Raw genomic sequence first — 12,599 nt, 5'->3', positions numbered from 1 at the left:
AAAACCACGCGGGACACGGGATATGCTCCCTGATGAGATGGAACGGCGCCGTGAGATTGAAGCACGGATGCGGGCACGGGCACGGCTCTATGGATTCCGGGAGATCGCAACCCCGGTGTTTGAAGAACTTGAACTCTTCACCATCCGGTCAGGAGAAGGAATCATCAATGAGATGTATGTGTTCGAGGATAAGGGTGGCAGAACCCTTGCGCTCAGGCCTGAACTGACTGCTCCTGTTCTTCGGATGTATGTTGAGGAGGGGCGGTCCCTGACAAAACCTGTTAAATGGTGTTATTTTGCCGACTGCTTCAGGTATGAACGGCCTCAAAAGGGAAGGTATCGTCAGTTCTGGCAGTTTGGAACTGAACTAATCGGGGCTGATTCTGCCATGGGTGATGCAGAGGTGATCATTCTCGGGTATGATCTTCTGAAAACCGCAGGGGTGACATTTGTGCTCCGTATCGGCCATCTCTCCTTCATGCGGACACTGCTCGCCGATCTTTCCGATAGTGATGCAAAGAAGATCCGGGCATTTCTGGACAAACGGGAAGAAGCAGCTGCAGTGACCTATCTGCATGATATCGGGCAGGATCACCTCTGTGATCCCCTCATCCGGCTCTGTGGTGCCCGGACGCTTGATGACGTCTTTGCGGTCATTGGGGAGATACCTGAAGCTGCACGAATTCAGGAGACCTTTGCCATCCTTGATGCTGCCGGGATCCCGTATGAAATTAATCCGGCCATAGCACGAGGGCTTGATTATTACACCGGTATCGTGTTTGAGTGTTTTGCCGAGGGGCTTGGTGCTGAGAACCAGATCCTCGGAGGAGGTGCATACCGGCTTGCCCATCTCTTTGGAGGGGAAGATACCCCGTCGGTCGGATTCGCCATCGGGTTTGACCGGGTGATGGTCGCCCTTGGCGAGACAGGCTGGAACCCCTGGCAGCCGCAGGTGATGATCATCGCCACCAGTGAGGCTCGTACTGATGCATTACGGGTTGCCCGGGAGCTGAGGATGCATGGTATCATTACCGAGACCGATGTAATGGACCGCAGCTTTTCCGCGCAGATGAAGGCTGCCGGCAGGAGTGCGGATTATGCAGTCATCATCGGAAAAGAGGAGGTTGCAACCGGTACCGTCACCCTCAAAGATCTGAAGGCCGGAACCCAGGAGAAGGTGACGGTACCAGAGGCGATACAAAAACTGACGTGTGCATAACGTGTATGGCATCACCAAAACCCGCCCATGCTGAGGATCTGGCCAAACAACAGCGAAGTATCAGTGTTGCCGAATTTTTCGAGAAGAACAAACATCTTCTCGGTTTTGATTCACCAACCCGTGGTATTGTCACCACGGTAAAAGAGGCGATTGATAACGCCCTTGATGCCTGTGAGGAGGCTGGTGTCCTTCCTGATATCTACCTTGGCATCTACCGGATGGAGGATGATATTTTTAAGGTCGTCGTGGAAGACAACGGTCCAGGTATCATTCCGGACAATATCCCCTATGTTTTTGGAAAACTACTCTATGGCTCACGGTTTCATCAGATCCGGCAGTCCCGCGGGCAGCAGGGTATTGGTATCTCTGCGGCGGTCCTCTATGCCCAGCTGACAAGTGGGCGGCCGACCCTTGTCATCTCCCGGTGCGGATCAGACCGGCCGGCATTCCGGTTCCTGGTGCAGATCAGGACTGAAACCAATGAGCCTGAGATCCTGAAACGGGAGGAGACAGCATGGGACCGGGTTCACGGGACGCGGATCGAGATCGAGTTTAAGAGTTCCCTGACCGCCAGAAAGCGTCTGATCGAGTACCTCAGGTACACCTCGGTGGTCAACCCCCATGCCCGGCTCAGGGTGGAGATTGATGGGGAAGCAATCCTCTTTGACCGGGCCAGTGATGAGCCGATCATTCCTCCGCAGGCGATCCTTCCCCATCCGCACGGGGTAGAACTGGGAGAACTGAAACGGATAGCATCAAAATCAAAAGAACCACTCGAATCATTTCTGGTAAACAGTTTTTCCCGGGTCGGGCAGAAGACCGCCCGGGAGATTATCCAGCTGGCCGGACTGAAAGAGACGACGAAAGCCAGCAAACTTGATGCTGACGGTCTTTCACGTCTTCAGCAGGCAATGCAGCAGGCAAAGGTACCGCCACCACCGGCAAACCAGTGTCTCTCCCCCATCGGGGAGGTTCTCATCAGACAGGGTCTTGAGAAAGAGTTTCAGTTTGACTTCTGTTCTGCCCGCACACGGCCGGCAGGCGTATACCATGGACATCCCTTCATCGTCGAGGCTGCCATCGGCTATGGAGGAAGACTGGATCCTGAAGGGACTGCCAAGATCATGCGCTTTGCAAACCGAGTGCCACTGATGTACCAGCAGGGTGCCTGTGCGATTACCGGATGTATCAGCACGGTAAACTGGAGGACATACGGGATCAGCCAGTCCGGGCTGCCAACCGGACCGGTCCTCATCCTTGTCCATGTCGCATCAACCAATGTCCCCTTTACGAGTGAGAGCAAGGATGCCATTGCGTCAATACCCGAGATTGAACGGGAAATTACCCTCGCACTACAGGAACTTGGCCGGGATCTGAAGACATTTCTCACAAGACGGGACAAAAGCAGACTTACTGAAGAGCGGGCACGGGCAATCTGTGCCATCATCCCCGAGATCGCAACAAAAGTCGCAGAGACCATTGACAAACCAGTACCAGATATCACACCGATAGAGGGCCAGATCATGCGGCGGCTGGTTGCAAAAAAATGGACACGTGACGGGATGGTTACCATATCCATCCAGAACTATACCTCCCAGACCCTTGATCTGACTCTCTATATCATCACCACTGACGATGTCAGGGGAGCAACACCCCCGGCGGTCTTTGTTGAAGAGATGGGAACCGATATGTCAGCGGTGTGGCAGATGCAGCTTGCCAAAGGTGAAGGGTGGAACGTCACCTATACCGGCACGGGCAATGGCATGATCGATATCAGAGGCATTGATGAGAAGAAGAAGGTAGTGGTAGATCTTGACCGGTCATAAGGAAGCAATCAAAGAACTCGCCCTCAAACGACTCCTTGCCATACCGGAGAAATGGTATGAGCAGATGATCCGGGGAGAACTCCCCTCCATCACCATGCCGACCAGAACGAAGCGGAATATCGCCTATGACGAGGAGGCTGAGGTCTGGAAGTATGGCGATCGGGAACGGCTCCGGGAGGCAGGAACCGAGAAGAGTGCCCTCCATATCCTGAAGATGGCGTATGTCATCTGGTTTTTAAAACACCAGATCACGGAGAACCGGTCATCAACCCTGAGAGAACTCTACTACATCTCCGAAGGATGGAAACGGGCGAAGTTTGCCGCACAGAATGACTCAAATCTGCTGGTAGAGGATCTGGAGATCCTGACCGACGTGCAGCGTGAACACTTCCACCTGCGGCCGGAAGAGGACGGGGCAAGTATATTCGGACCACTGAAAATACGCGAGGATACAAGACGAGGCACCAGAGAGATCCACTGTCAGGACGATATCGGGGAGTCAGGATACCAAATCCCGACCAATGTTGATTCACTCGAATTTATCGAGCATGATGCACGGATGGTCATCGCCATTGAGACCGGCGGCATGTATGCCCGGCTTATCGAGAACGGGTTTGATGAGAAGTACCAGGCAATCCTAGTCCATCTGAAAGGACAACCGGCACGATCGACCAGACGGGTCCTCAACCGGCTTGCCAGCGAGTTTGACCTGCCGGTCACGGTATTTACCGACGGAGACCCCTGGTCATACCGGATATTTGCAAGTGTTGCTTACGGTGCTATTAAAAGTGCCCATATATCAGAGATCCTGGTCACCCCCTCCGCCCGGTTCATCGGGGTACAGCCCTCTGACATCCGTGATTATGACCTGCCGTCTGACACTCTGACCGAGCAGGATGTAGCAGCACTCAAAGCAGAACTCACCGACCCCCGCTTTGCCGGTGAGTACTGGAGAGAGCAGATTACCCTTCAGCTGGCACTGAACCTGAAGTCAGAACAGCAGGCTTTTGCAGCACGGGGGCTTGATTTCGTTACCGATGAGTATCTTCCCGCTAGGCTTTCGGATATGGGAATCCTGAAGAGATAACCGAATCACTCTTATCCTTTCTTCTCCCTGAGTATCGTACATGGATCCCTTCTCCCTTCCCCCAGTCATGCTCCCACTTCTCATCAACGCACTCGTCCTTCTTGTCACCCTCTTGTACGGATGCCGGGAGGACATCAAGGAACGGGCCGTCCCAGTGGTGATGTGGTACCCGGCGGTTGCTATTGGTATCCTGATGCTCATCTGGTTCTGGTACACCGTACTCACATCAGGGGATCTGCCGTATATCATGCCGCTTATACCTATGATTCTCTTTTTTGTCGTCGCATTCTACCTCTTTACGAGGTTTCATCTCATGGGAATGGCGGACACCAAGGCCCTTATCCTGATAACCGTCATGGTCCCGTGTTTCCCCTTCGTCCCCATGACCGGGTACCCGCTCTTTGGCATTCCCCCATATGTCTTCCTCCCCTTTAGTGTCCTCTTCAATGCCGTCATCATAAACCTGCTTCTGCCGGTTGCATTCTTCTGCATCAACATACTTAAAGGAAACAAAGCTCCCCTCCCCTATCTCTTCCTCGGATACCCGGTACAGGGTGAGACGATAGCAGACGAGTTTGGTATTGTCATGGAACATTTTGAGGAGATAGACGGCATTCTGACGAGATCATTCATCCCGGTCAGGACGGCAGTCAGGGATATGCTTGCAGGAGGGAGGCGGATCTACACAAAATCCCTCAAGGAAAACCCAACCCGGTACAGACGCGAACTTGACCTGTACAGGAAAGCCGGAACTGTCTGGATCAGTTATGGTGTCCCTTTCCTCATCCCCATCACTACAGGATTTCTGACCTCGATGATAATCGGGGACTTTTTTATGATTCTCCTGACCCTTCTCACCGGATAAGGGCCTCAATAATCACTTTTTGATGAGGAGAGATACGCAATGCGGGCACCGATCCGACAAAGGGGTCAATCACCGGAAAAGAGATATCCGATGGCGTTTTTGAGCCAGATAAGGTATATAATAAAAGGAATGAATGACCAATTATAACCCGGTGAAAATATTTGAAAATAGTTCCTGATACCAGCGTCGTCATAGACGGACGCATCACCAATCTCATTGATACGGGAGAATATAAGGGAGCCCATATAATAATACCGGAAGCCGTTGTTGCTGAACTTGAGGCCCAGGCAAACCAGGGGAGAGAAATAGGTTTCTCGGGTCTGACTGAGCTTCAGGAGCTCTGTAAACTTGCTGAACAGGGTATAATAACGATAGAATTTGTTGGTGCACGCCCCAGCCTTGAACAAGTAAAACTTGCGAGCGGCGGTGAAATAGATGCACTCATCCGCAAGGTCGCCATTGACTATGGTGCACGGTTTATTACCAGTGACATCGTGCAGTCAGAAGTTGCAAAAGCAAAGGGTCTTGATGTCCTCTATCTCCGCCCGCAGGTGGAAGACTTTACCCCGCTTGCTATAGACCAGTTCTTTGACGAACATACCATTGCCGTCTATTTAAAGGAGCGGGCAAAACCGGTTGCACGGAAAGGTACCATCCAGAAAACCGAGACCGTAACACTCCGGGATCAGCTCTGCACCGAGTATGAACTCCGGATGATCGCACAGGAGATCCTGGAACGGGCAAAACGTGACCCTGACGGATTTATTGAGATAGAAAAGCGGGGAGTGACAGTTGTTCAGATCGGGTCGATGCGAATATCGATCACGAGGCGGCCGTTCTCTGACGGTATGGAGATAACGGCTGTACGTCCCATCGTTGACCTGTCGCTTAATGATTATGCCGAATCTGATCTGATCAAACAGATGCTCCGGGGAGAAAAGCCAGGGATCCTCATCACCGGGCCGCCAGGGTGTGGAAAGACCACCCTTGCCCAGGCGATCGCGACCTACCTCTGCGATGAAGGTGTTATTGTCAAAACGATGGAACAGCCGCGTGAGATGCTTGTCCCTGACCAGATCACGCAGTACAGTGCTCTTGACGGGAGTATGGCAAATACCGCTGATGTCCTTCTGCTCGTCAGGCCTGATTTTGTCATCTTTGACGAACTGCGGAGAAACGAGGACTTTGAGGTATTTGCCGATATGCGTCTTGCCGGTATCGGGATGATCGGAATCATCCATGCCGTATCCCCCCATGAGGCCCTGCAGCGGTTTGCAGACCGGCTTGAGTTTTCAGTGCTTGCACAGATCTTCGGCTCCATGATCTATGTGAGAGACGGACAGATACACCAGATCTGCACAACCGCCTTCTCCATGAAGGTTCCGGAAGGAATTGACTCAGATATGCAGATTAGACCGGTTACCACAGTCTCTGATGTCAAGACCGGCTTTCCCGTATTTGAGATATTCAGATACGGCACGGAGACCATTGTCCTTCCGGTTGAGGAAGAGGAAGAGTCGGAAAACTCAGAAAAATACGTTCCTGCGGAAGAGACCGTTATGCACGCGGAGCAGCAGGAGCCGGTCAGGGAGAAGGCCTCCGAGGAGGAGGAACCGGAGGAAGAAGAGGAAGAGACCAATGCCTGGTCCATCACCGAGCGGGATATCCAGCGTGAGATTGGCAGATACACCGGTGGCGAAGTCAGCGTGGAGATGCTCTCTGCAACAAAGGCGGTCGTCTATATTGATGACCGGGATGTTCCTGCTGCCATCGGGAAAGGTGGAAAGAATATTGCAGCCATCGTGAACAAGGTCGGTGTTGGCATCGATATCAGACCGGCATCAGAACTTGCAAAGAAAGTAAAAGCCCTCTCACCCGGACAGTCCGATCGGGAGGAACTGATGCTTGGTGACGGGCTTCAGGTCAGGATTGACAAAAAACAGCTCTCCATCATCTCACCGGACAATACCGGGAAGATCGTTGATGTCTTTGCCGGACGGGAGTACCTCTTCACTGCAACCGTAAACGATTCAGGTGAGATTCATCTGGCAAAGAACAGTACCATTGCTCAGGAGATGCTGCGCAGATATAACGAAGGTGAACCCATCAGGCTCAAAACAGTGTGAGGGCATGTATGACAGAAGAGACACAGGCTTTGGAAGCTGCTATTCGGAAACAGTGGGATGGGGTGTTTATTGCCACTCCATCTGAAAAAAAGAAATTCTACCTGACCGTTGCATATCCGTACCCCAGTGGTGCCATGCATGTCGGTCATGGCAGGACATACATCGTCCCTGATGTTATCGCCCGGTTCTGGCGGATGCGGGGACGCGAAGTCCTCTATCCTATGGCATTTCATGTCACCGGGGCACCGGTCATCGGGATCTCAAAACGGATTGCACGACGGGATGAGAGTGCCATACAACTCTATCGGGATCTCTACCGGGTTCCTGAGGATGTCCTTGAGACCTTTACCGACCCGTTAAACATCGTCAACCATTTCTCAAACGAATATGAACGGGTTATGACCCAGGCCGGTCTCTCTATCGACTGGTCACGGCGGTTTACTACGGTTGAGCCGACCTACAGCAAATTTATCGAGTGGCAGTGGTACCATCTTCGTGAAGCTGGGCATGTAAACAAGGGTGCCCACCCGGTCAGGTACTGCCCGCAATGTGAAAACCCGGTCGGAGACCATGACCTGCTTGAGGGTGACAAAGCCGAGATCCAAAAGTTCACGCTCATCATGTTCCGGTACGGGGATGCATTTATTCCCTGTGCAACCCTCCGGCCCGAGACCATTTATGGAGTTACGAACCTGTGGGTCAACCCAACTGTTGAGTATGTCAGGGCACAGGTTGACGGATCCGAATGGATCCTCTCACGGCAGGCGATGGAGAAGATAATGCTCCAGGACCATGAAGTCACGGAGACCGGGACCATTTTGGGATCTGATCTCGTCGACAAGACGGTCAGCCATCCCTTCTGTGGTGAAGTGCCCATTCTTCCGGCAGTGTTCGTAGATCCGGATATGGCTACCGGTCTTGTCATGAGCGTTCCGGCCCATGCACCCTATGATTACATCGCTCTTCGCGACCTCCAGCGAAAAGGGCAGTATACTGATATCAAACCGGTCGGTCTTATCACCGTTGAAGGGTATGGGGAGTTTCCCGCTGTTGAGGCAGTCGAGAGGGCCGACATCATTAACCAGGATGATCCAAACCTTATCGAACTGACCCAGTCGGTGTATACTGCCGAGCATGCGACCGGAAAGATGTACGAAAAGTATGGGGGTAAACCGGTTAAGATCGCCAGAGAGGAGATCGCACGGATCCTGACCGAACAGCACCACTCTACCATCATGTACGAGTTTGACACGCGGCCGGTGGTCTGCCGGTGTGGCTCCCGGGTCTATGTCAAGGTCCTCCATGACCAGTGGTTCCTTGAATATAGTGATCCGGCCTGGAAACAACAGGTAAAGGATCACCTTGAGGACATGGAACTGGTTCCACAGGAGGTCAGGGCTGAATTCAACCGTACCGTTGACTGGCTCAAGGACTGGGCCTGCTCACGGCGCATTGGTCTTGGAACCAGGATGCCATGGGACCCGGAATGGCTTATCGAGCCGCTCTCAGATTCGACCATCTACATGGCGTATTATACCATTGCATCCAGGATAAGGCACATCGATCCCGCTCTCCTGACACCGGCGGTCTTTGACTACATCTTCCTTGGAAAAGAGTCTGAAGGACTCCCGGAGCGGGAGAGACTGGATAGCATGAGAAAGGAGTTTCTGTACTGGTACCCCTATGACTTCAGATTCTCGGCAAAAGATCTCATCTCAAACCACCTGACCTTCCAGCTCTTCCACCACTGCACCATCTTCCCAAAAGAGTGCCTCCCCCACGGCATGGTGGTCTTTGGAATGGGCCTCTTAAACGGAGCAAAGATGTCCTCGTCAAAAGGGAACGTGTACCTGCTTGAGGATGCAATCAATGACTTTGGTGCAGATACCGTCAGGATGTTTCTTATCGGTTCCGGGGAACCCTGGCAGGACTTTGACTGGAGAAATGAACTGGTCTCATCAACCAAAAAGCAGATTGAGCGGTTTGCCCAGACCATCAGGGAAGGGCTGGAGTCCGAGGGCCCGGACACACATATTGACCGGTGGCTTTTGTCCCGGATGCAGAACCATATCACCCTGGTCACGAGGGCCATGGAGAATTTCCAGACCAGGCAGGCACTTCAGGAGGCCTTCTTCGGGTTTGAGTCTGACCTGAAATGGTACAAGCGCCGGCTCGGGCAGCATCCGGCAGGAAAGAATGCCATGAAGAACCTCTGCTCAACATGGGTCAGGCTGCTTGCCCCCATCATTCCGTTCACCTGCGAGGACCTCTGGAAAGATATCGGAGAGGGTCTTGTATCGTTTGCACCATGGCCTGAACCTGATGCATCCCTTGTGGACGATGATGCAGAGATAGCAGAGGAACTCCTTGAGAGAACGGTCGAGGACATCGAATCCATCCTTCGGATCCTGAAGACACCACCCCGGAAAGTGACCATCTGTGTTGCTCCATCCTGGAAATGGGAGATTTTAACGCTTATCGCAGGAGCACCGGACAAGAAGAATGTGATTCAGGATGTGATGCAAAAGGAGGAGATCAAGGCACGAGGCAGGGAGGCTGCGGATGCGGTAAAACAGTGTACACATCTCTTCCATAAACTCCCGGCTGACCTGGTTGAACGGATTGTTGCTCGCCAGCCTGATGAACTGGCAATCTTTATGGAAGCGGCTGCATTCCTCGCCGACGATACAAAACTTGAGATAGATGTGACACCGGCAGATGCATGCCACCATATGAAGGCAGGGTCAGCCCTCCCCTTCAAACCGGCGATAATAATAGAGTAGAGATTTATTCTACTGCCTTTGCCTTTTTTACCCGTTCCTTGGTTGAGTACCCGGTCACATCATCCAGGTATCTCCGAAACCTCTTGTTGGTATCAAGGATGATCTGTTCGTCTTCGATGCCCTGCTTTGATATGGTTGTAATAAGAATCGATTTTTTTGCATCACCCAGTCTGACCTGCATGGACTCAAGGGCGCCAAATGAGATGGTATACCATCCGTCTTTCTCCTGAGGAGTGATACCAAAATGCTCAGTAATCTTCGCGGTAATATTCTCGGGAAGATCCTTTATGTGCGTTCGTTTCACCGGATATTCCTGCATATGAATACTCAATGGTTGTTTGAGCGGATATGTGTTACAGATGAGAACGTGGTGTGTGCATATTCTGGGAAGGAGGATGCCAGATGATCGGATGCATGCAATAGAAGATTTTGCCTCATCCGGGATGTCTGCCTCAAACAGGTACGCAAAACTGCGGACCGGCTCTTCCTCACCCTATTTATACCATCAGTCTGCAGTACTGATCACGGTTATTCTGATAGGGATGATCCATGATTTCAGCATATATTACCACAGAGAACGGTCTGATCCCGGTAGACGCATGGGAGGACGGATGCTGGATCAAGGTGGTCAACCCGACAGAAAAAGAGATATCACTTCTTGTAGAGCGGTTCGGGGTCTGGGTTGAGTTCTTTACCGACCCCCTTGATGTTGATGAACGGGCTCGGTTTGAGGTTGACGAGGGACATATTCTGATCCTGATCCGATCCCCCCGCCGTGAACCGGAAGAGGCAGCAATTCCCTACATTACCCTCCCGATTGGTATCATCCTGACCGGACAGGTGATCATCACCGTCACCCTGACCGAGGTTGATGTCCTTGATGAGTTCCTCTCCGGATGGGTCAAGAATTTTGACACCAGAACCAGGACCCGGTTTGCGCTTCAGATCTGCTACCGGACTGCTCTGCGGTTTCTGCGGTACCTGAAGGATATCAACCGCATGTCCAGTCAGATAGAGATGAACCTGCACCGGTCAACAACCAATGATCTCCTCCTTGATCTCTTCAACCTGCACAAGAGTCTTGTGTTTTTTACCACCTCCCTCAGATCCAACTCGCTGATGGTTGAGAAGTTTTCATACTCAAATGTCCTTGATATGAGTGATGAGGAGATTGATCTCTATGAAGAGATGGTCATTGAGAATAAACAGGCCCTTGAGATGGCAAATATCTATACCTCCATCGTCATGGGTATGACCGGAACCTTTGCTTCAATCATTAATAACAATGTCAACGTCGTGATGAAACTGCTGACCAGTATCACCATTCTTATTTCACTACCGACTCTTATCGCGAGTATTTATGGGATGAATGTGCAGCTCCCCCTGCAGGAAGAACCATTTGCATTTTTAGTGATCATGTTCTGTGCAATAACGGCGAGTGCTCTAGGATTATTTATTCTGGTTCGATGGAAAGTATTATAGTGATAAATATATGCTTCATATGTTGGTAGTAGAATATTCAGATTGGTTAAATTATCCATGCAGGTATGAGTAGTATTTATGGCATCCAGTACCATCAAGACAACCATTGATCTTCCAAAATCATTACCATGGCTTGTAAATATCAAACCTGATGAACTTGGAATATATATCCGAAAATCCCTGGCGGTTGAGTTATTTCGTGAAGGGAGGGTTTCATTAGGAAAAGCAGCAGAGATTGCTGGTTTTGAAACTAAAATGGATATGATAGATGAACTCATGATTCGGAATATTGGCCTTGATTATTCTATGGAAGATGCTGAAGAGGACCTGAATGCTCTAAAACAAATTCTCAAATGAGAAAAATCATTTCAAACTCTACACCTCTCATTGTTCTTTCAGCATTGGGGCAACTGGAATTACTTCATCATTATTTTGAGGAGGTAATCATTCCTAAGGCAGTGTGGCAGGAGGTTGTAATCAATGGAAAAAACAGACCTGGTGCATTGGAAGTCAGAGATTGTGAATGGATCAGAATTCAAGAGGTCAGTGATAGCATTGCAGTTGAGGCATTACACATATATCTTGGAATTGGTGAGTCTGAAGCGATAATCCTCGCAAAAGAGCTGAATCTCCCTCTTATCATTGATGATAAACAGGGAGACGAACTGCAAAAGCTCTTGATCTATCAGTTACCGGGACAATAGGCATTCTTTTAAAAGGCTCTGAAGATAAACTCGTGAATATGGATGAGACAGTTTCGGGTCTGATCTCCATTGGTTTTCGATTTGATAAGGAAACCATAACAAAGTTCTCCACCTGATATCTTTTTTTATCGCTTCATGCGTTGGTTTTTTAAATCCTACATCCATAGTTAGATTTATCTTACATTAGTTATGTATATCTAACATAGTGTGAGAAATATCTCACTGTGATAGTATGAACCGAACTGCCATCATCACACTTGAAATAATTATTGCAGCCCTGATACTTGTTGTTCTAATCGGGACGTACCTTTCATCAGGGTTTACTTATGATGCACTTATCTGGATCCTCCTGATCGCCCTTGGGATTGGAGCCATGTATCTTCTGAAAAAACACAATAGCACAGGGGTTCGCCGGATTATTGCGGTCATGGGTATTCTGTGTATAGGCATATCATTCGCCGGAATCCTTACACCGACCCCAGTCCTGCCGGCAACACTTACCATGGG

The 12,599-nt window shown here is 50.7% G+C and carries 10 protein-coding genes and 1 pseudogene; 10 read left to right on the top strand and 1 reads right to left on the bottom strand.

Annotated features, from left to right (window positions below):
* From hisS to leuS, 6 genes are all read left to right on the top strand, one after another.
* Positions 1 to 1,219, top strand: a 1,219-nt coding sequence (hisS, locus tag PLA23_RS04795; RefSeq protein WP_324474208.1) for a histidine--tRNA ligase, incomplete at its 5' end; no start/stop codon positions are given.
* Between the two features lie 5 nt (positions 1,220 to 1,224).
* Entirely contained in the window at positions 1,225 to 3,045 is a 1,821-nt protein-coding gene (locus tag PLA23_RS04790) for a DNA topoisomerase VI subunit B (protein WP_324328963.1), read from the top strand.
* Complete coding sequence (locus PLA23_RS04785; protein WP_324328964.1) at positions 3,032 to 4,132, top strand: DNA topoisomerase IV subunit A; 1,101 nt, start codon at positions 3,032 to 3,034, stop codon at positions 4,130 to 4,132. The genes PLA23_RS04790 and PLA23_RS04785 overlap by 14 nt, the downstream gene beginning before the upstream one ends.
* A gap of 40 nt (positions 4,133 to 4,172) precedes the next feature.
* Complete coding sequence (locus tag PLA23_RS04780; RefSeq protein WP_324328966.1) at positions 4,173 to 4,997, top strand: A24 family peptidase C-terminal domain-containing protein; 825 nt, start codon at positions 4,173 to 4,175, stop codon at positions 4,995 to 4,997.
* 161 nt (positions 4,998 to 5,158) lie between these two features.
* On the top strand, positions 5,159 to 7,123 hold the full coding sequence (locus tag PLA23_RS04775; protein WP_324328968.1) for a PINc/VapC family ATPase: 1,965 nt from the start codon (positions 5,159 to 5,161) through the stop codon (positions 7,121 to 7,123).
* Positions 7,124 to 7,131: 8 nt separating this feature from the next.
* Complete coding sequence (gene leuS, locus PLA23_RS04770; RefSeq protein ID WP_324474207.1) at positions 7,132 to 9,906, top strand: leucine--tRNA ligase; 2,775 nt, start codon at positions 7,132 to 7,134, stop codon at positions 9,904 to 9,906.
* Positions 9,907 to 9,910: 4 nt separating this feature from the next.
* Here the strand turns inward: leuS and PLA23_RS04765 are convergent, their stop codons facing one another.
* Positions 9,911 to 10,225 carry a DUF5611 family protein gene (locus PLA23_RS04765; RefSeq protein WP_324331559.1) on the bottom strand — a complete coding sequence of 105 codons (315 nt, stop codon included), beginning with the start codon at positions 10,223 to 10,225 and terminating at the stop codon, positions 9,911 to 9,913.
* Positions 10,226 to 10,455: 230 nt separating this feature from the next.
* Here PLA23_RS04765 and PLA23_RS04760 point away from each other — a divergent pair, with 230 nt between their 5' ends.
* From PLA23_RS04760 to PLA23_RS04745, 4 genes and pseudogenes are all read left to right on the top strand, one after another.
* Positions 10,456 to 11,388 (top strand): magnesium transporter CorA family protein, encoded by a 933-nt coding sequence (locus tag PLA23_RS04760; protein ID WP_324331561.1) that lies wholly within the window; start codon positions 10,456 to 10,458, stop codon positions 11,386 to 11,388.
* Between the two features lie 78 nt (positions 11,389 to 11,466).
* Entirely contained in the window at positions 11,467 to 11,745 is a 279-nt protein-coding gene (locus tag PLA23_RS04755) for a UPF0175 family protein (protein ID WP_324331563.1), read from the top strand.
* Positions 11,742 to 12,208: pseudogene (locus tag PLA23_RS04750) on the top strand (PIN domain-containing protein). Before PLA23_RS04755 ends, PLA23_RS04750 begins: the two are co-directional and overlap by 4 nt.
* A gap of 116 nt (positions 12,209 to 12,324) precedes the next feature.
* Positions 12,325 to 12,599 (top strand): hypothetical protein (locus tag PLA23_RS04745; RefSeq protein WP_324474206.1); only part of this gene is annotated, 275 nt, incomplete at its 3' end.

This window comes from Methanospirillum sp. (assembly GCF_035406105.1).
In the GTDB taxonomy this organism is placed as follows: Archaea; Halobacteriota; Methanomicrobia; order Methanomicrobiales; family Methanospirillaceae; genus Methanospirillum.
This window is presented reverse-complemented; position numbering and strand designations above follow the sequence as displayed.

Bases quoted from the DNA above. Each gene is read 5' to 3' on its own strand.
- PLA23_RS04790 (WP_324328963.1), top strand. From the start codon at position 1,225: ATGGCATCACCAAAACCCGCCCATGCTGAGGATCTGGCCAAACAACAG.
- PLA23_RS04780 (WP_324328966.1), top strand. From the start codon at position 4,173: ATGGATCCCTTCTCCCTTCCCCCAGTCATGCTCCCACTTCTCATCAAC.
- leuS (WP_324474207.1), top strand. From the start codon at position 7,132: ATGACAGAAGAGACACAGGCTTTGGAAGCTGCTATTCGGAAACAGTGG.
- PLA23_RS04765 (WP_324331559.1), bottom strand. From the start codon at position 10,225: ATGCAGGAATATCCGGTGAAACGAACGCACATAAAGGATCTTCCCGAG.
- PLA23_RS04760 (WP_324331561.1), top strand. From the start codon at position 10,456: ATGATTTCAGCATATATTACCACAGAGAACGGTCTGATCCCGGTAGAC.
- PLA23_RS04755 (WP_324331563.1), top strand. From the start codon at position 11,467: ATGGCATCCAGTACCATCAAGACAACCATTGATCTTCCAAAATCATTA.